Annotated in this window: 18 protein-coding genes; 13 read left to right on the top strand and 5 right to left on the bottom strand. The window is 48.6% G+C overall.

All coding sequences use genetic code 11. The annotated features are described in order from the left end of the window. Positions 1-37: 37 nt before the first annotated feature. Positions 38-493 (bottom strand): YchJ family protein, encoded by a 456-nt coding sequence (locus C2U43_RS13725; protein ID WP_008784957.1) that lies wholly within the window; start codon positions 491-493, stop codon positions 38-40. Positions 494-604: 111 nt separating this feature from the next. Here C2U43_RS13725 and rssA point away from each other — a divergent pair, with 111 nt between their 5' ends. The 3 genes from rssA to galU all read left to right on the top strand — a co-directional run bounded on the left by rssA (position 605) and on the right by galU (position 3733). Then, complete coding sequence (rssA, locus tag C2U43_RS13720) at positions 605-1516, top strand: patatin-like phospholipase RssA (protein WP_008784956.1); 912 nt, start codon at positions 605-607, stop codon at positions 1514-1516. 90 nt (positions 1517-1606) lie between these two features. Next, positions 1607-2620 (top strand): two-component system response regulator RssB, encoded by a 1014-nt coding sequence (gene rssB / locus C2U43_RS13715; protein WP_032943688.1) that lies wholly within the window; start codon positions 1607-1609, stop codon positions 2618-2620. 204 nt (positions 2621-2824) lie between these two features. After that, positions 2825-3733 carry a UTP--glucose-1-phosphate uridylyltransferase GalU gene (galU, locus tag C2U43_RS13710; protein ID WP_003020727.1) on the top strand — a complete coding sequence of 303 codons (909 nt, stop codon included), beginning with the start codon at positions 2825-2827 and terminating at the stop codon, positions 3731-3733. 136 nt (positions 3734-3869) lie between these two features. Here the strand turns inward: galU and hns are convergent, their stop codons facing one another. Next, positions 3870-4283 (bottom strand): histone-like nucleoid-structuring protein H-NS, encoded by a 414-nt coding sequence (gene hns / locus C2U43_RS13705; RefSeq protein WP_003020723.1) that lies wholly within the window; start codon positions 4281-4283, stop codon positions 3870-3872. Positions 4284-4893: 610 nt separating this feature from the next. On the opposite strand from hns, the gene tdk reads away from it, so the two are divergent. Beyond that, the gene (tdk, locus tag C2U43_RS13700; RefSeq protein ID WP_008784954.1) at positions 4894-5511 is read left to right on the top strand and encodes a thymidine kinase; all 618 of its coding nucleotides are present in this window, start codon (positions 4894-4896) and stop codon (positions 5509-5511) included. 235 nt (positions 5512-5746) lie between these two features. Here tdk and adhE read toward each other — a convergent pair whose 3' ends face one another. Beyond that, complete coding sequence (gene adhE / locus C2U43_RS13695) at positions 5747-8425, bottom strand: bifunctional acetaldehyde-CoA/alcohol dehydrogenase (RefSeq protein WP_103285308.1); 2679 nt, start codon at positions 8423-8425, stop codon at positions 5747-5749. A gap of 486 nt (positions 8426-8911) precedes the next feature. Between adhE and ychE the strand changes: the two genes are divergently transcribed. The 7 genes from ychE (at position 8912) to C2U43_RS13645 (ending at position 16946) form a co-directional block, all read left to right on the top strand. After that, a complete protein-coding gene (ychE, locus tag C2U43_RS13690) occupies positions 8912-9559 on the top strand; it encodes an NAAT family transporter YchE (protein ID WP_003020714.1) in 648 nt (215 codons plus the stop codon). 771 nt (positions 9560-10330) lie between these two features. Continuing rightward, complete coding sequence (gene oppA, locus C2U43_RS13675) at positions 10331-11962, top strand: oligopeptide ABC transporter substrate-binding protein OppA (protein WP_103285307.1); 1632 nt, start codon at positions 10331-10333, stop codon at positions 11960-11962. Between the two features lie 232 nt (positions 11963-12194). Beyond that, on the top strand, positions 12195-13115 hold the full coding sequence (gene oppB, locus C2U43_RS13665; protein WP_003020708.1) for an oligopeptide ABC transporter permease OppB: 921 nt from the start codon (positions 12195-12197) through the stop codon (positions 13113-13115). A gap of 14 nt (positions 13116-13129) precedes the next feature. Next, positions 13130-14038: an oligopeptide ABC transporter permease OppC gene (gene oppC, locus C2U43_RS13660; RefSeq protein ID WP_003020701.1), complete on the top strand. Its 909-nt coding sequence runs from the start codon at positions 13130-13132 to the stop codon at positions 14036-14038. An 11-nt stretch (positions 14039-14049) separates the two neighbouring features. Continuing rightward, a complete protein-coding gene (oppD, locus tag C2U43_RS13655) occupies positions 14050-15063 on the top strand; it encodes a murein tripeptide/oligopeptide ABC transporter ATP-binding protein OppD (protein ID WP_003833364.1) in 1014 nt (337 codons plus the stop codon). Then, complete coding sequence (oppF, locus tag C2U43_RS13650; protein WP_008784949.1) at positions 15060-16064, top strand: murein tripeptide/oligopeptide ABC transporter ATP-binding protein OppF; 1005 nt, start codon at positions 15060-15062, stop codon at positions 16062-16064. Before oppD ends, oppF begins: the two co-directional genes overlap by 4 nt. A 45-nt stretch (positions 16065-16109) precedes the next feature. Next, on the top strand, positions 16110-16946 hold the full coding sequence (locus tag C2U43_RS13645; RefSeq protein WP_003833361.1) for an ion transporter: 837 nt from the start codon (positions 16110-16112) through the stop codon (positions 16944-16946). A gap of 37 nt (positions 16947-16983) precedes the next feature. Here C2U43_RS13645 and C2U43_RS13640 read toward each other — a convergent pair whose 3' ends face one another. Further along, positions 16984-17313, bottom strand: a complete 330-nt coding sequence (locus C2U43_RS13640) for an HI1450 family dsDNA-mimic protein (RefSeq protein ID WP_003020691.1) — start codon at positions 17311-17313, stop codon at positions 16984-16986. A gap of 34 nt (positions 17314-17347) precedes the next feature. Beyond that, complete coding sequence (gene cls, locus C2U43_RS13635) at positions 17348-18808, bottom strand: cardiolipin synthase (RefSeq protein ID WP_003020687.1); 1461 nt, start codon at positions 18806-18808, stop codon at positions 17348-17350. Between the two features lie 142 nt (positions 18809-18950). Between cls and C2U43_RS29390 the strand changes: the two genes are divergently transcribed. Further along, positions 18951-19124 carry a YciY family protein gene (locus C2U43_RS29390; protein ID WP_094301000.1) on the top strand — a complete coding sequence of 58 codons (174 nt, stop codon included), beginning with the start codon at positions 18951-18953 and terminating at the stop codon, positions 19122-19124. 235 nt (positions 19125-19359) lie between these two features. Then, positions 19360-19974, top strand: a complete 615-nt coding sequence (locus C2U43_RS13630) for a serine acetyltransferase (RefSeq protein ID WP_048216256.1) — start codon at positions 19360-19362, stop codon at positions 19972-19974. Positions 19975-20099 lie beyond the last annotated feature (125 nt).

The raw sequence follows: 20099 nt of genomic DNA, 5'->3' as shown, positions 1-20099 counted from the left end.
TGAGAATGTTTGCAAAATTGATACTGTCGGGCGTTGATTAGCCGCAGCACTTTTTAAATTTTTTACCTGAGCCACAAGGGCAGGTATCGTTTCGTCCAATTTGAGGGCGTGTACCGTCTATATAGTACCACTGACCGTTTTCTTTTAAAAAACGAGAGCGCTCGATAATTGCACCTGTTTTACCTTGTTCAGAAAACCGTGCGACAAAACTGACGTAGCCGATATTTTCTGTGTCTGCCGTTTCTTGTTCAAAAACGGTCAGTCCAAGCCATTCGGTATGAGTAAATCCTGCGATAATGTCGTCGCGAAACTCGGCCGCATGACAATCCGGATGCCAGGTCCTGATAAGGTAATCTGCGTCTTTCATCACAAAAGCACAGTAACGAGAACGCATGAGGTGTGACGGCGTAGGTGCTACTTGCGCGCCGGACACATAACGGTAGCAACATAGGCTATACTCGACAGCGCTACCACAGGGACAAAGCTGAGACACAAAGTACTCCCTGGAATATAAAAACGGCGTAAAAACGCCAGAGTGGCACTATGTTAACTGAGCGGTAGCGATGTTGCTACGTCTGCAAGCCAGGGGAAGTTTGTACGTATAATGAGAAAAATAAAAATTGGGCTGGCGCTAGGTTCCGGCGCGGCGCGAGGTTGGTCGCATATTGGCGTTATTAAAGCCCTTAAGCATATGGGCATTGATGTTGATATCGTGGCAGGGTGCTCCATCGGTTCGTTGGTTGGCGCTGCCTACGCCTGCAATAAGCTGCCTGCTCTCGAAAAGTGGGTCTGTTCTTTCAGCTATTGGGATGTTTTACGGCTGATGGATCTCTCGTGGCGCAGGGGAGGTTTACTGCGCGGTGAACGGGTATTCAATCAGTACCGTAATGTGATGCCGGTAGAAGCAATTGAGCAATGTACTCGCCGTTTCGCAACAGTGGCCACCAATCTGAGTACGGGTCGGGAACTTTGGTTCACCGAAGGTGATTTACATCTGGCTGTCCGGGCCTCCTGCAGTATTCCTGGTCTGATGTCACCTGTGGCGCACAATGGTTACTGGCTGGTCGATGGTGCGGTGGTGAATCCTGTCCCTGTCTCCCTGACTCGCGCGTTGGGGGCCGATATTGTTATTGCGGTCGACCTGCAACACGATGCGCATCTCATGCAACAAGATTTACTCTCCTTCAACGTCAATAGCGATGCCGAATCGGGTGATGATGCTGACGAACTCTCATGGCATGCCCGTCTGAAAGAACGCTTGAGCAACATTACTGCCAGGCGTGCAGTAACTGCGCCCACGGCGATGGAGATTATGACGACGTCTATTCAGGTTCTGGAAAACCGACTGAAACGTAACCGCATGGCCGGTGACCCTCCAGACATTCTGATTCAGCCGTTTTGTCCACAAATATCCACTCTGGATTTTCACCGCGCCAGTGCGGCAATTGCTGCCGGGCAGTTAGCGGTCGAGAAGAAAATGGATGAGCTTCTACCCCTGGTGAAAACCAACGTCTAACGCATTTTTTATCAACACTTAAGCTAATTCTGACAGGCGTGAGTGGCAATAGCATGCCACTATTTATTAAAGCCAGTCAGGGGGGAGAATATGACGCAGCCATTGGTCGGAAAACAGATTCTTATCGTTGAGGATGAGCCGGTATTTCGCTCACTCATGGACTCATGGTTTTCCTCTTTGGGAGCGACAACGGCGGTAGCTGGTGACGGACTTGAAGCACTGGACTTGCTTGGGCATTTTAAACCCGACCTGATGATCTGCGACCTGGCTATGCCAAGAATGAACGGTCTCAAACTGGTTGAGTATTTACGCAATCGTGGCGATCAGACCCCAATACTGGTGATTTCTGCGACGGAAAACATGTCCGACATAGCCAAAGCGCTACGACTCGGTGTGGATGACGTCCTGTTGAAGCCGGTGAAAGATCTTAATCGCTTGCGAGAAACCGTCTTTGCATGTCTTTATCCCAACATGTTTAATTCACGCGTGGAAGAAGAAGAGCGGCTATTTCGCGACTGGGATGCGATGGTGGACGATCCTGCCGCCGCCGCGAAGCTGCTAAAAGAATTACAGCCTCCGGTGTCGCAAGTGATTTCGCACTGTCGCATTAACTATCGACAATTGGTGGCAGCCGACCAACCGGGGCTGGTGCTGGATATTGCGCCGCTGTCGGATCATGACCTTGCATTCTATTGCCTTGATGTGACGCGTGCAGGGGATAATGGCGTGCTGGCTGCATTATTACTGCGGGCGCTATTTAATGGTTTACTGCAGGAGCAACTGACACAACAAAATCAACGGTTGCCGGAGTTGGGTACGTTATTGAAACAGGTAAATCATCTGTTGCGGCAAGCCAATTTACCAGGGCAGTTTCCCTTGCTGGTGGGGTATTACCACAGCGGATTAAAAAATCTGATTCTGGTATCGGCAGGGCTGAATGCGACATTAAATACAGGTTCCCACCAAGTGCAAATCAGCAATGGCGTTCCGCTGGGTACCTTAGGTAATACGTATCTTAATCAGCTGAGCCAACATTGCGAGTCATGGCAATGCCAAATTTGGGGGGCGGGAGGTCGCCTGCGCTTGATGTTGTCTGCAGAATGAACAATTGAGAGGCGTGTAAATGAAATTGGTTCACCCTCCCCATGCTGTGAGTGCTACTATCGGCGCCAGTTTTATTCGTATTTATCTTAATTATACCGACGCGCGTCCTTTTCAGACCAGAAGCTTGTCGCTGTACTGATATACTCGGATGCGATACAGAATGATGAACACGTTCAATACATGAACAGTCCAGGAGAGTTTTAAATGGCTGCCCTTAATTCAAAAGTCAAAAAAGCCGTTATCCCGGTTGCGGGATTAGGAACCAGGATGTTACCGGCTACGAAAGCAATCCCGAAAGAGATGCTACCGTTGGTTGATAAGCCATTAATTCAGTACGTCGTAAACGAATGTATTGCTGCGGGCATCACTGAAATTGTACTTGTAACTCACTCGTCTAAAAATTCCATTGAAAACCACTTTGATACCAGCTTTGAACTTGAAGCGATGCTGGAAAAACGTGTAAAACGCCAGCTGCTGGAAGAAGTGCAATCTATTTGTCCGCCACATGTGACTATTATGCAGGTGCGTCAGGGGCTGGCTAAAGGTCTGGGCCACGCGGTATTGTGCGCGCACCCTGTGGTTGGCGATGAACCGGTAGCTGTAATCCTGCCGGACGTAATTCTTGATGAATACGAATCTGATTTATCCCGCGACAACCTTGCCGAAATGATTCATCGTTTTGATGAAACAGGTAGCAGCCAGATTATGGTTGAACCGGTAGAAGATGTTACGGCTTATGGCGTTGTTGATTGTAAAGGCGTTGAATTATCCCCGGGCGAAAGCGTTCCGATGGTTGGCGTGGTTGAAAAACCAAAAGCTGATGTTGCGCCTTCTAATCTGGCCGTTGTGGGTCGTTACGTTCTTAGTGCCGATATCTGGCCTCTGCTGGCTAAAACCCCTCCGGGAGCGGGTGATGAAATTCAGCTGACAGATGCTATCGATATGCTGATTGAAAAAGAGACGGTTGAAGCTTATCACATGAAGGGCAAAAGCCATGACTGTGGTAATAAACTGGGCTATATGCAGGCGTTCGTTGAATATGGTATTCGCCATAATACTCTCGGCGCCGAATTTAAAGCCTGGCTGGAAGACGAGATGGGTATTAAGAAGTAACCTTCTGGTATTATCTGGTCAGAACGGCGCTGTATTAACAGTGCCGTTTTTTTATACCTAATCCGGGTAGGGTTGAGCGAAGTACCGGTAAAAAAAATCCCGCCACTGGCGGGATTTTAAGCAAACTATTTCTGAATTATTCCTTGATCAGGAAATCGTCCAGTTGTTTACCTTGTTCTTCCATCGCTTTTTTGATCACTGCCGGTGTACGACCCTGGCCAGTCCAGGTTTTAGTTTCACCGTTTTCGTCAACATAGCTATATTTAGCCGGACGTGCAGCGCGTTTAGCTTTAGTGCCAGATTTAACAGCAGCCATGCTATTCAGCAATTCGTTCGGATCAATGCCGTCAGCGATCAGCATTTCACGATATTGTTGCAGTTTACGAGTACGTTCTTCAACTTCAGCAGCAGCAGCGCTTTCTTCTTCGCGACGCTCGCTAACTACAACTTCTAATTTTTCCAGCATTTCTTCAAGCGTTTCCAGAGTGCATTCTCTTGCCTGCGCACGAAGAGTACGGATGTTGTTCAGAATTTTAAGTGCTTCGCTCATTGTAGTAATCTCAAACTTATATTGGGGTGGTTTGTTGAGCTAATAATAGAGCGATAAATTCAGTTGTGCAATAGCCAGGAATGTAAGGAATTCAAAATTGCGCTTTATTTAGTATCAGAATTAATTCTCCTGTCTTAAATTCCCCATGATGTTGGGCATAAAAAAGGCTTATTGGCGAGGGGGCTTCTCAGCGGCTGAGAGTAAAAATTCAAGATTCAGGTCACATTTTATGGTGTACAAATAGTATCTCTTTGCAGTGATTTCAACCTTTTGTATTAGTTTTGCTTACGTGAATTCGCTAATACATGGCGACAGTGGGTAGATTCAATAACAATATGGGAAGGGTTTCTTTATTGCCGTATGATGATAAGTGACATTGATAAATTTCATGAGCACTATTTGTGAAAGAGTGTGTATATACGCGTCCGAGCTCAGGCTGTTTGGTCGATGGTTGTATGCTCTCTCACTATCCGTTACTTAAATTCAGGCGGCACTGTGCGAGCTTGCCCGCTCATTTATACGCCTTTGTGGCCAACGCTACACCGACATGTTCGTGAAATATGATACAATCCAGCCCATATTTATTTCCCCTGGTGAGGGCCTTCGGTCAATGGCACAACTATATTTTTACTATTCTGCAATGAACGCAGGTAAGTCGACTGCATTGTTGCAATCTTCGTACAATTATCAGGAACGTGGGATGCGTGCCGTTGTATATACAGCGGAAATTGATGACCGTTTTGGTGCTGGAAAAGTAAGTTCACGTATAGGTCTGTCGTCACCTGCAAAATTGTTTAACCAAAATTCATCATTGTTCGAAGAGATTCGCGCTGAGAATGCGCAGCAAAGAATTCACTGTGTACTGGTCGATGAGTCTCAGTTTCTGACCCGACAACAGGTTTATGAATTATCTGAAGTTGTCGATCAACTGGATATTCCTGTTTTGTGTTACGGCTTACGCACTGATTTTCGTGGCGAGTTATTTGGTGGCAGCGAATACCTGCTTGCCTGGTCAGATAAACTGGTTGAATTAAAGACCATTTGTTTCTGTGGCCGTAAGGCCAGCATGGTATTACGCCTTGATCAGGCTGGAAGACCTTATAACGAGGGCGAGCAGGTGGTTATCGGCGGGAATGAACGCTATGTGTCGGTATGTCGTAAACACTACAAACAAGCGCAGTCTGAGGGCTCTCTGACGGCGATACAAGAACGACACAGCCACGATTAACCCTGTACTCTTCTGAGCGCTTATAAACACAGGGTAGGCCGGAACCTTCGTCAATGTTCTCTACCCTGTCAGACTCTTTTCTGACGGCTGGTCTCACATCTTCCTGAATACATCTCTTACACTGCCATTCTATTCACATGGTTAAATTGTGTATTCCCCGATTTTCATAACACAAGACGAAAAAACGGCCCCAATTGGGACCGTTTATGATGAAGCTAAAACTTATCTGAGCAAATTAAGCGGATTTCTTCGCTTTCTTTTCTGCTTTCGGTGCAGCTACTGCTTCAGTCTTAGCGGCGGTCTGACCTTCGCTATACTCACGACCGTAGTAGGTATCCAGCAGGATCTGTTTCAGTTCAGAAATCAGCGGATAACGTGGGTTAGCGCCAGTACACTGGTCGTCAAACGCATCTTCAGACAGTTTGTCCACGTGTGCCAGGAAGTCAGCTTCCTGAACGCCAGCTTCACGGATAGACTTAGGAATACCCAGTTCAGCTTTGATTTCTTCCAACCAGCCCAGCAGTTTCTGGATTTTCGCGGCAGTACGGTCACCCGGTGCGCTCAGACCCAGATGGTCTGCGATTTCAGCGTAGCGACGGCGTGCCTGCGGACGGTCGTACTGGCTGAATGCAGTCTGTTTAGTCGGGTTGTCGTTCGCGTTATAACGAATAACGTTGCTGATCAGCAGGGCGTTCGCCAGACCGTGAGGAATGTGGAACTGAGAACCCAGTTTGTGCGCCATTGAGTGACATACACCCAGGAAGGCGTTAGCAAACGCGATACCGGCGATAGTTGCTGCACTGTGTACACGCTCACGCGCTACCGGGTTCTTAGAACCTTCATGGAAAGACGCTGGCAGGTTTTCTTTCAGCAATTTCAGCGCTTGCAGAGCCTGACCGTCAGAGAACTCAGAAGCCAGTACTGAAACGTAAGCTTCCAGAGCGTGAGTGACGGCATCCAGACCACCGAACGCACACAGTGACTTCGGCATATCCATAACCAGGTTGGCGTCAACAATCGCCATATCCGGAGTCAGCGCGTAGTCTGCCAGCGGGTATTTCTGCCCAGTTGCATCGTCGGTAACGACCGCAAACGGAGTCACTTCAGAACCGGTACCGGAAGTGGTGGTAACTGCAACCATCTTCGCTTTTACGCCCATTTTCGGGAACTTGTAGATACGTTTACGGATGTCCATAAAGCGCAGTGCCAGTTCTTCGAAGTGAGTTTCTGGGTGCTCGTACATAACCCACATGATTTTCGCGGCGTCCATCGGGGAACCACCACCCAGTGCGATGATTACGTCTGGTTTGAAGGAGTTAGCCAGCTCAGCACCTTTGCGAACAACGGTCAGAGTCGGGTCAGCTTCAACTTCAAAGAACACTTCGGTTTCAACGCCAGCAGCTTTCAGAACGGAGGTGATCTGGTCTGCATAACCGTTGTTGAACAGGAAGCGGTCGGTCACGATCAGCGCACGTTTGTGACCATCGGTAATCACTTCATCCAGTGCGATTGGCAGAGAGCCACGACGGAAGTAGATAGATTTCGGAAGTTTGTGCCACAACATGTTTTCAGCTCGCTTAGCAACGGTTTTCTTGTTGATCAGGTGCTTAGGACCAACGTTTTCAGAGATGGAGTTACCACCCCAGGAACCACAACCCAGAGTCAGGGAAGGTGCGAGTTTGAAGTTGTACAGGTCACCGATACCACCCTGAGAAGCCGGGGTGTTGATCAGGATACGTGCGGTTTTCATCATCTGGCCGAAGTAAGCAACACGCTCTGGCTGGTTGTCCTGGTCAGTGTACAGGCAAGAGGTATGACCGATACCGCCCATCGCAACCAGTTTTTCAGCTTTGATGACTGCGTCTTCGAAGTCCTTCGCACGGTACATTGCCAGCGTCGGAGACAGTTTCTCGTGAGCAAACGGTTCGCTTTCGTCGACAACCTTCACTTCACCGATCAGAATCTTAGTGGTTTCTGGTACGGAGAAGCCTGCCAGTTCAGCAATCTTATATGCCGGCTGACCAACGATAGCTGCGTTCAGCGCGCCATTTTTCAGGATAACGTCCTGAACTGCTTTCAACTCTTTGCCCTGCAGCATGTAGCCGCCGTGAGTCGCAAAACGCTCACGTACTGCATCATATACAGAGTCAACCACGACGACAGACTGCTCAGAAGCACAGATTACGCCGTTATCGAAGGTTTTAGACATCAGAACAGATGCAACAGCACGTTTGATATCAGCGGTTTCGTCGATAACAACAGGGGTGTTACCTGCGCCTACGCCGATAGCCGGTTTACCGGAGCTGTATGCCGCTTTAACCATGCCTGGACCACCGGTCGCAAGGATCAGGTTGATGTCCGGGTGGTGCATCAGCGCGTTAGACAGTTCAACGGAAGGTTGATCGATCCAGCCGATCAGATCTTTCGGTGCGCCAGCAGCGATTGCTGCTTGCAGAACGATGTCAGCTGCTTTGTTAGTTGCATCTTTTGCGCGCGGATGCGGAGAGAAGATGATGGCGTTACGGGTCTTCAGGCTGATCAGTGATTTGAAGATTGCAGTCGAAGTCGGGTTAGTGGTTGGAACGATACCGCAGATGATACCAATCGGTTCAGCAATGGTAATGGTACCAAAAGTGTCGTCTTCAGACAGCACACCACAGGTTTTTTCATCTTTGTAAGCGTTGTAAATGTATTCAGAAGCGAAGTGGTTTTTAATCACTTTATCTTCGACAATACCCATGCCGGATTCGGCAACGGCCATTTTCGCGAGAGGAATTCGAGCGTCTGCGGCAGCCAGAGCGGCGGCACGGAAGATTTTGTCAACCTGTTCTTGAGTGAAACTGGCATATTCACGCTGGGCTTTTTTTACGCGCTCTACAAGTGCGTTAAGTTCAGCGACATTAGTAACAGCCATGATGCTCTCCTGATAATGTTAAACTTTTTTAGTAAATCATCTGCTCGATACGAGAGTATAGACAGACCGACGAAAATTTGTGTAATGGTTTGAAAATCAAACGGTTAATTAACGTCCACTTTACTTTGATTTACTAAAAGAGCTTATACGCTAGCGCCAGTTAACTCTAACGCGTTACCTCCAGGTGGCGTAAGCAAGATTACTCACTTCTGAGTAGTAATTGCGTGATCTGGATCAAAAATTCGCAAAGCTGACACCTTTCAGCAGGCCCTTTTAGCGTTTCTCGTTAAGTGTTAATAAATTGACGTAATGAATGCTAATAACATTAGCATATTTAATACATATTAATAACACTGAGTATTGATAGCGTATTTACATTGATATACGAAGATAGAAGGTGAAGTATGCTGACAAAAGGCGTATCTTCAGCGCGGATTTTATCAATTTTATGACTCATTTTATCCGGCTAACGCTTCGGAGCTAACCGTGATCCAAACGCTATTTGATTTTCCTGTCTATTTTAAATTTTTCATTGGGTTATTTGCGTTGGTCAACCCGGTAGGGATCATCCCCGTCTTTATCAGTATGACCAGCTATCAAACTGCCGCAGCACGAAACAAAACCAACCTCACGGCAAACCTTTCGGTCGCAATCATCCTGTGGACTTCGCTGTTTCTTGGTGATGGTATTCTGCAACTTTTCGGCATCTCAATTGACTCGTTCAGGATCGCTGGCGGTATTCTGGTTGTGACTATCGCGATGTCAATGATTAGCGGAAAACTAGGGGAAGATAAACAAAACAAACAGGAAAAATCAGAAACCGCAATCCGTGAAAGTATCGGCGTTGTACCGTTGGCATTGCCGTTGATGGCGGGACCGGGTGCGATAAGCTCAACTATTGTCTGGGGTACGCGATATCATAGTGCGATTAACCTGTTTGGCTTTTTTGTAGCGATTGCGTTGTTTGCCCTGTGCTGCTGGGGGCTGTTCCGCATGGCACCATGGTTAGTGCGCCTGTTGGGCCAAACCGGTATCAACGTCATTACGCGTATTATGGGGCTGCTGTTAATGGCTTTGGGTATCGAATTTATCGTTACAGGCATCAAATCCATTTTCCCTGGTTTGCTGGCCTGAAACCTCTCTTCTGTGCAAACGGAGTCGTGTCCGGCTCCGTTTCATTTCATTATCAGTAAAACTTCTCACTAAAGTTGAAAATCAGCAGAGCAATAATAAAAAATGCTGATGATTAACTCTCCTGTTAGCCATTGATTCTAAAGATATAACACGTCCCAGTACGCCCGGCGAAGACCGATACTGCTGTTATTTTATTAACATCATACTCTGGGGCTTGCTGAAGGATTATCGAAATGTTATTAGTTATTTCAGCCTTTATTTCAGATGAATGTGCTAATTAATAACCAATTGTTAAATTTATGTGCATTTTGACATGGCGTTGACTTAGGAAAGGATGGTTAACACCATGGTCGACATAATGCATTGATTTTTGTGAACTTCCCATAATAAATCTTCATTCGTAAGACTTTTTAAGTGAGATTTATTTCCAATAAAAGAGAATTGGTTAACAAATTTGTAAAATGTATTGGCGGTTAAGAAACGCATTTGATACTTTCCGGCCAAGTATTATGCAGAAGAATTCACGTTGATGAGAATCATTTGCAGTTAGTTTCTCTCAACAGGGTAATAGCGTGTTTCCGGCAGGGGAGGCACGTAGAGAATCGACGCAAGGCGGTCATACGAATCGCCAGAATAAATAAAGTCGGTGATAGCAAGCAGTAAAACAATAAACCACCTGACGGCAGAAAATCTCCGGTGCCGTACAGGGATCCTAACAGGATTAACAGTCTGGTTAAAAAACCAGCCATAATAATGAGGGAGTACAACACAATGACTAACATCACTAAAAAAAGTTTAGTAGCTGCGGGGATCTTAACTGCGCTAGTCGCAGGAAATGTTGCCACGGCGGCAGTAGTGCCAGCGGGTGTGCAGCTTGCTGAAAAGCAGACTCTGGTGCGTAATAACGGTTCGGAAGTGCAATCACTCGATCCCTATAAAATCGAAGGTGTACCTGAATCCAACATTAACCGTGACCTGTTTGAAGGTTTATTAATCAGTGATGTCGATGGCAAACCATCGCCTGGCGTGGCTGAAAAATGGGAAAATAAAGATTTTAAAGTCTGGACATTCCATCTGCGTAAAGATGCTAAATGGTCTGACGGCACGCCTGTTACTGCGCAAGATTTCGTGTATAGCTGGCAACGTTTGGCTAATCCAAATACTGCATCACCGTATGCCAGTTATTTGCAGTACGGTCATATTGTCAACATTGATGATATTATCGCCGGTAAAAAACCGGTCACCGATCTGGGCGTAAAAGCTCTCGACGATCATACTTTTGAAGTTACCCTCAGCGAACCCGTTCCTTATTTCTACAAACTGCTTGTGCACTCTTCCGTTTCACCGGTTCCCAGAGCGGCTGTTGAAAAATTTGGCGAGAAGTGGACCCAGCCCGCTAACATTGTTACTAACGGTGCGTATAAACTGAAAGACTGGGTTGTGAACGAGCGCATTGTGCTTGAGCGTAATACCAACTATTGGGACAACGCCAAAACGGTTATTAACCAGGTAACCTACCTGCCTATTTCTTCTGAAGTGACTGACGTAAACCGCTATCGCAGCGGTGAAATCGACATGACCTATAACAACATGCCGATTGAGTTATTCCAGAAACTGAAAAAAGAGATCCCGAACGAAGTCCACGTTGACCCGTATCTGTGCACCTATTATTACGAAATCAACAACCAGAAAGCACCGTTCAACGATGTTCGTGTTCGTACCGCCCTGAAGCTGGCGTTGGATCGTGACATTATCGTCAATAAAGTGAAAAACCAGGGTGACCTGCCAGCATATAGCTTTACTCCTCCATACACCGATGGTGCGAAACTGGTTGAGCCAGAGTGGTTCAAGTGGTCTCAGGAAAAACGTAATGAAGAAGCGAAGAAACTGCTGGCTGAGGCCGGATATACCGCTGAGAAACCGCTGACCTTTGATCTGCTGTATAACACCTCAGACCTGCATAAGAAGCTGGCTATTGCCGCGGCATCTATCTGGAAGAAAAATCTGGGTGCTAATGTGAAGCTGGAAAACCAGGAATGGAAAACGTTCCTCGATACGCGCCATCAGGGCAACTATGATGTTTCACGTGCGGGCTGGTGTGCGGACTATAACGAACCGACGTCCTTCCTGAATATGGTGCTGTCCGACAGCTCCAATAATACCGTCCACTATAAGAGCCCGGCATTTGATAAGCTGATTGCGGATACGCTGAAAGTGACGGATGAAGCGCAGCGCAGCGAACTGTATTCGAAAGCGGAACAGCAGCTGGATAAAGATTCTGCGATTGTACCGGTTTATTACTATGTTAACGCCCGCCTGGTGAAACCATGGGTTGGCGGATACTCCGGTAAAGACCCGATGGATAATATCCACGTTAAAGACTTGTATATTATCAAGCATTAATGGCAAGACGTGGGGCAATCATGTTGCCCCACAGTGTCTTTTTCTTCGAACTATATATACCTCTTTAGACAAAGAGAGGTATACCCTAAATAATTCACGTTGCAGGAAGGCGGCAACGCAGCGAATCGCCAGGAGCTTACTTAAGTAAGTGACTGGCGTGAGCGAGTAAAGCCAACGCACTTGCAGCTTGAAGTATGACGGGTATAAAGGCACACGCCAGAAGGTACGGGCAATGTTAAAATTTATATTACGTCGCTGTCTGGAAGCGATTCCGACGCTGTTTATTCTTATTACGATTTCATTCTTTATGATGCGCCTTGCGCCGGGTAGTCCATTCACCGGGGAACGCGCATTGCCGCCAGAAGTGCTGGCGAATATTGAAGCGAAATATCATCTCAACGATCCCATCTCCACACAGTATTTCAGCTATCTGAAACAGCTGGCGCACGGCGATTTTGGACCATCCTTTAAATATAAAGACTACACGGTTAACGACCTCGTTGCCTCGAGCTTCCCGGTTTCTGCGAAGCTGGGTGCGGCAGCCTTTATTCTGGCGGTGCTCGTCGGTGTTAGCGCCGGAGTGATAGCCGCGCTGAAGCAAAATACACGTTGGGACTATACGGTGATGGGGGTGGCAATGACCGGGGTGGTTATCCCCAGTTTCGTGGTCGCTCCCTTATTGGTCATGATATTTGCCATAACCTTGAAATGGCTACCCGGCGGGGGCTGGAACGGCGGGGCGCTGAAATTTATGATCCTGCCGATGGTAGCCTTGTCACTGGCCTACATCGCCAGTATCGCCCGTATTACTCGCGGTTCGATGATTGAAGTACTGCACTCTAACTTTATTCGTACCGCACGCGCTAAAGGGCTGCCGATGCGGCGGATTATTTTCCGCCATGCGTTGAAACCTGCGCTGTTGCCAGTGTTGTCCTATATGGGACCGGCATTTGTCGGCATTATCACCGGTTCGATGGTTATTGAAACCATTTATGGTTTGCCGGGTATTGGCCAGTTGTTCGTCAATGGGGCGTTAAACCGCGACTATTCGCTGGTTCTTAGTTTGACCATACTGGTGGGTACGCTGACCATCGTGTTTAACGCGATTGTCGATGTGCTGTATGCCGTTATCGACCCGAAAATTCGTTACTGATACTGGAGCTCGCTATGATGTTAAGTAAGAAAAACAGCGAGGCGCTGGAGAATTTCAGTGAAAAGCTGGAGGTCGAAGGCCGCAGCCTGTGGCAGGACGCGCGTCGACGCTTTATGCATAACCGCGCGGCGGTAGCAAGCCTGGTGGTGCTGGTAATTATTGCGCTGTTCGTGACGCTGGCACCGATGCTGTCGCAGTTTACCTACTTCGATACCGACTGGGGCATGATGTCCAGCGCGCCGGATACGGAATCAGGCCACTATTTCGGTACTGACTCTTCGGGACGAGACCTGTTGGTGCGCGTGGCAATTGGCGGGCGCATTTCGCTGATGGTCGGCATTGCGGCGGCGTTAGTCGCGGTGGTTGTTGGTACGCTGTACGGTTCTCTGTCGGGCTACCTCGGCGGAAAAATTGACTCGGTGATGATGCGTCTGCTGGAAATCCTCAACTCCTTCCCGTTCATGTTCTTCGTGATCCTGCTGGTCACCTTCTTTGGGCAAAATATCCTGCTGATTTTTGTCGCTATCGGGATGGTCTCCTGGCTGGATATGGCGCGTATCGTGCGTGGACAAACGCTGAGTCTCAAGCGCAAAGAGTTTATTGAAGCGGCGCAAGTGGGTGGGGTGTCTACCGTGCGTATCGTTATCCGCCATATTGTGCCGAACGTGCTGGGTGTGGTGGTGGTTTACGCTTCATTGCTGGTGCCGAGCATGATCCTGTTTGAATCCTTCCTGAGCTTTTTGGGACTAGGTACGCAGGAGCCGTTAAGTAGCTGGGGCGCGCTGCTCAGTGATGGTGCCAACTCGATGGAAGTCTCACCATGGCTGCTGCTGTTCCCGGCTGGTTTCCTGGTGGTCACTTTGTTCTGTTTTAACTTTATTGGCGATGGCCTGCGTGATGCCCTCGACCCGAAAGACCGTTAAGGAGTGCAGCCATGAGCGTAATTGAAACCTCAACCGCGCCGCTCGCGCAACAACAGGCTAACGCACTGCTGAACGTAAAAGATTTGCGCGTGACGTTTGCTACCCCCGACGGCGATGTAACTGCGGTCAACGATTTAAACTTTTCTCTGCGAGCCGGAGAAACGTTGGGTATTGTCGGTGAATCCGGTTCGGGTAAATCGCAGACGGCCTTTGCCCTGATGGGGCTGCTGGCGGCGAATGGTCGTATCGGGGGCTCCGCAACGTTCAACGGGCGTGAAATTCTGAATTTACCGGAACGTGAGCTGAACAAACTGCGCGCCGAGCAAATCTCGATGATTTTCCAGGACCCGATGACGTCTCTCAACCCGTACATGCGGGTCGGGGAGCAGTTGATGGAAGTTCTGATGCTGCATAAAGGCATGAGCAAAGCGGAAGCTTTTGAAGAGTCGGTCAGAATGCTGGATGCGGTGAAAATGCCGGAAGCGCGTAAGCGTATGAAAATGTATCCTCATGAATTCTCTGGTGGTATGCGTCAGCGCGTAATGATCGCCATGGCGCTGCTGTGCAGGCCCAAATTACTGATTGCCGATGAACCAACCACTGCGCTCGATGTGACGGTACAGGCGCAAATTATGACGCTGCTGAATGAACTGAAAAGTGAATTCAACACCGCGATTATCATGATCACCCACGATCTGGGGGTTGTTGCCGGTATTTGCGATAAAGTCCTGGTGATGTATGCCGGACGTACTATGGAATACGGCAGTGCGCGGGATGTCTTTTATAAACCCGTTCATCCGTATTCGATTGGTTTGCTAAATGCCGTACCTCGTCTGGATGCCGAAGGGGAAGAGATGCTCACTATCCCTGGCAACCCACCGAACTTACTGCGTCTACCAAAAGGTTGTCCATTCCAGCCGCGTTGCCCGCATGCGATGGAAATCTGTAGCAGTGCTCCGCCACTGGAGGAATTTAGCCCAGGCCGTCTGCGTGCCTGCTTTAAGCCGGTGGAGGAACTGGTATGAATACGGTGACCGAACAACGTAAAGTGCTCCTTGAGATTGCCGACCTTAAAGTCCATTTCGATATTAAAGATGGCAAACAGTGGTTCTGGCAACCGTCTAAAACCCTGAAGGCGGTTGATGGCGTAACCCTGCGACTGTATGAGGGCGAAACCCTGGGCGTGGTCGGTGAATCAGGCTGCGGGAAATCGACCTTTGCCCGTGCGATTATCGGCCTGGTGAAGGCCACCGATGGAAAGGTTGCCTGGCTGGGTAAAGATTTACTGGGCATGAAACCCGATGAGTGGCGGGAAGTGCGCAGCGATATCCAGATGATTTTCCAGGATCCGCTGGCATCGTTAAACCCGCGCATGACCATTGGTGAAATCATTGCCGAACCGCTGCGAACTTATCATCCGAATCTTCCTGGTCAGGAAGTCCGCGACCGTGTGAAGGCGATGATGATGAAGGTAGGATTACTGCCCAACCTGATTAACCGCTACCCACATGAGTTTTCCGGTGGCCAGTGTCAGCGTATCGGTATTGCCCGCGCGCTGATCCTCGAACCGAAGTTAATTATCTGCGATGAACCAGTTTCGGCGCTGGACGTATCAATCCAGGCCCAGGTGGTTAATCTGCTGCAACAGCTTCAGCGCGAAATGGGATTATCGCTAATCTTCATTGCCCACGACCTCGCGGTGGTTAAACACATCTCCGACCGTGTGCTGGTTATGTATCTCGGACATGCGGTGGAATTAGGGACTTATGACGAGGTGTACCATAACCCGCTGCATCCTTATACCAAAGCGCTGATGTCTGCGGTGCCGATCCCCGATCCGGATCAGGAAAGGAACAAGGTTATCCAGTTGTTGGAAGGCGAATTACCGTCCCCGATTAATCCTCCTTCCGGTTGCGTGTTCCGTACGCGCTGTCCGATAGCTGGACCGGAATGCGCAAAAACGCGCCCGGTTCTGGAAGGAAGTTTCCGACATGCAGTTTCCTGCCTGAAAGTAGACCCGCTATAATCCTGAGGGCTGACAAAGGTCAGCCCTTTTTTTGGTGAGGTATCTGTGCCAGGTTTAGTCTCTTCTGTCCGCCGTGCGCTCTATCGCAAATTATTTGATTTAAACACCCGTTCAGGGCGTCGCTTTGAAGGTATGTGTGCGCTATTTGCCTTGCTCAGCGTTATCGTTATCTTCATTGAGTCCGGAGTAGGGACGCAATACCATTTAACCTTTGAGGAATGGCGCGTTTTTGTCTGGCTGGAGATCTTTATTACTCTGGTCTTCACCCTCGAATATCTTCTGCGCTTATGTTGCTGGGCTAACCCTGCTAAATATGTGTTCAGCTTCTGGGGGATAATTGACCTTGCCACCATTCTGCCTCTGTATGTGATGTGGCTATGGCCGGAAATCAGCCTGAGCTATGTTTTCGCCTGGCGAGCGATGCGTGTCCTGCGCGTCCTGCGTATTCTCAAGCTGCTGCGCTTTATGCCTTCTCTACGGGTGTTCTGGAATGCGTTAAAAAGCGCCCGACATCAGCTGATGCTGTTCTATTCCTTTATCGCCATCCTGATGGTGGTTTTTGGCGCGATGATGTATCTGATTGAAGGGCCAAAATATGGGTTTACTACGCTGAATGCGTCGGTGTATTGGGCGATTGTTACTGTAACCACCGTCGGCTATGGTGATATCACGCCGCACACACCGTTGGGGCGCATGGTGGCGTCTGTGCTTATCCTGATTGGTTACTCGGTGATTGCAATACCGACGGGATTGATTACCACGCACATGAGCAGTGCGTTCCAGCAGCGCGGGCACCAACGAAAATGTCCGCAGTGCCAGCAGGCGCAGCACGAACATAGTGCGCAATTTTGTAACCGCTGTGGAAGTAAACTGCCGGGTTAAAAATGAAAAAAGCTGCGAGAGCAGCTTTTTTGTTTGATTATTCGCGCCAGAGAATATGGCAGAGCTTATGATCTTTTTCGCGACATAATAAAACGCGCGCGAAAATATCGTTAATCTCGCCGTCTTCTGTATCTGCCAGACCAATCACCACCTCGGCAAAGAAGTCAGGGTTCAGGTCAAAATCAACATGCTCCTGCCAGTCTTCTGCCGGATCGAACAACTCGGCACCGCCACGCTCTTCAAACTGCAAATTGAACAGAATGATGTCGGCTGGATCCAGATTGTCCGCAGCCAGTTCGAGAAAAATGTCATAAGCCTGCTCAAGCGTTTCGTCTTCGGTCAGGCGATTGTTCAAATCCATATCCATAATGACTACCTGTTTACTGTCTGATGGGCACGTTTTACAGCAACGGACTAAAGAAGTAAAACAGTCGCTCTGCTATCCGCTGCCAGAGTGGTCGTTTTACCCACAAACGGGCATCAAGCAGGCGGGAACGCGAAATATAATCATCCTGCACTGCCGCGAGATCGCCACCGAATCCGGCATCATCAATGACCAGCGTGATTTCAAAATTGAGCCACAGACTGCGCATATCCAGGTTAACCGTACCGACTAGGCTCAGCTCGCCATCGACCAGTACGCTCTTGGTGTGCAGCAAGCCACCTTCGAACTGATAAATTTTAACGCCAGCCGCCAGCAGCTCGGTGAAAAAGGCCCGACTTGCCCAGCCAACCAGCAGGGAGTCATTTTTACGTGGAAGAATGATACTGACGTCAACCCCACGCTGCGCCGCCGTGCAGATCGCGTGCAACAGGTCGTCGCTGGGGACGAAGTAGGGGGTGGTCATAATTAAATATTCACGCGCTGAATAAGCAGCGGTTAGCAGCGCCTGATGAATCAAATCTTCAGGGAAACCAGGACCTGAGGCGATAGTGTGAATGGTGTGGCCGCTGGCCTGCTCAAACGGCATGATATTGACGTCCGGTGGCGGAGGCAAAATGCGCTTTCCGGTCTCAATTTCCCAGTCGCAGGAATAGACAATGCCCATAGCAGTGGCGACAGGACCTTCCATTCTCGCCATTAAATCAACCCATTGCCCGACGCCCGCATCTTGTTTGAAGAAACGCGGGTCGACCATGTTCATGCTGCCGGTATAAGCAATGTAGTTATCGATCATGATCATTTTGCGGTGCTGACGCAGGTCCATACGGCGTAAAAATACACGCATCAGGTTCACCTTCAGCGCTTCTACAACCTCGATACCTGCGTTACGCATCATCGCTGCCCAAGGGCTGCGGAAGAACGCCACGCTGCCTGCGGAGTCCAGCATCAGGCGACAGTGAATGCCACGCCTCGCGGCAGCCATTAACGACTCGGCTACCTGATCGGCCATACCGCCTGGCTGCCATATGTAGAACACCATTTCGATGTTGTGGCGTGCCAGCTGAATATCACGGATCAGCGCCTGCATCACGTCATCTGAACTGGTGAGCAACTGCAGCTGGTTTCCCTTTACGCCAGCTATACCCTGACGACGCTCGCACAGTTTAAATAACGAAGAGGCGACGCTGCTGTTTTCCTGGGCAAAAATATGCTTGCAGGCCTTGAGGTCGTTCAGCCATTTGGCGGTTGAAGGCCACATCGCCCGGGCGCGTTCGGCACGTCGCTTGCCCAGGTGAAGTTCACCAAAGGACAGATAAGCAATAATTCCTACCAATGGCAGAATGTAGATGATCAACAGCCAGGCCATTGCGGAGGGCACTGCGCGTCGCTTCATCAGAATGCGTAACGTTACGCCAGCAATGAGTACCCAGTAACCCAGAATGACCAGCCAACTCACCACGGTGTAGAAGGTTGTCATAAATTTAAAAATCCTTTTGAAAGCGTATTGTTAAGAGTTTACGCATCAGGATTAATCTGGCAAATAAAAACACGGGAAAACCACTGGTCTGCATTCGGTCTGGCGTTATAATGGCCGCTCAGTGACTGGAAGAGTAGTTAACATGAAGCGTAGTAGAACGGAAGTGGGACGCTGGAGGATGCAGCGTCAGGCTAGCCGCCGTAAAGCACGTTGGCTTGAAGGACAATCGCGTCGTAATATGCGTATCCACACTATCAGAAAGTGCATTCTCAATCATCAACGCAACTCGTTGCTGTTTGCAATCCACAGTATCTGATCTAAAAGGGCACCGCTGGCGGTGCCCAATGTCTGTTTTCCCGTATTGATTCTTAAATACTTTCCTGGCTGCCATTATTGTTTTGGTCCAGGTAAGAGATAGCCATTTCATTATTTATATTATTGTCATCTTTCAGGTGCCGTATCTACTCGAAAAAAAGAATGCTGGTGACAAGAAAATATGTTTTTATTTCAGTGAGAACTGATACATTTTAACGATTAAACAATGAGACAGTATGATGGCATTCGACAAAATTAAAGCCGATACCCACCGTGAATTTGGTTATTTCTCATGGAGTAAACTAATAATTGGTACAGTAATTAGCAGAACATTCCGTATCATTGTGATGATGCGTTTATGCCAATACTGTGCGGTTTCGCGCACACCGCTGCGTATCATGCTCTATCCATTTAAGATCTTGCATCGGTGTGCTGCTCACATGGGCTCGATGGATTTTCCATCGAGCACGCAGGTTGGTGCCGGGTTGGCTATCACTCATGGCTGGGGGATAGTGATATCGCCGAGTGCAAGGATTGGAAAGAACGTTACCTTATTTCATGGTGTAACCATCGGTCAGCGAGATACTATTCGGGGAGCAGGAACCCGCATCACGGGTTACCCCATTATTGAGGATGAAGTTTGGATTGGTCCAAATGCTGTCATCGTCGGCGGGGTCATCATTGGGCAAGGGAGTAAAATTGCTGCCGGGGCGTTTGTGACCGAAAGTATCCCGCCTTTTTCTGTCGTTGTTGGTAATCCTGGCGTGATTGTTAAAACCGGGTGCATCCCAGACGTAATGAATAAAGCACCGTTGTTTCAAGAAAGAACTGTTGAAAAAACGGCAGCGTAAATTTCTCGCTGATTATACTTTTCTTTTTATTATCAATACGATGATTCTACATTCTGGGGCTAGTGGTTCATAATAGTGTGGTCAGGTATTACCCGTTATCCTATTCTGTTAGTTTATTGTCTTTT

Source organism: Citrobacter freundii complex sp. CFNIH9 (assembly GCF_002903305.1).
GTDB classification, from domain to species: domain Bacteria; phylum Pseudomonadota; class Gammaproteobacteria; order Enterobacterales; family Enterobacteriaceae; genus Citrobacter; species Citrobacter portucalensis.
The sequence above is the reverse complement of the archived record's forward strand: the minus strand, read 5'-3'. Positions and strand labels throughout refer to the sequence as shown.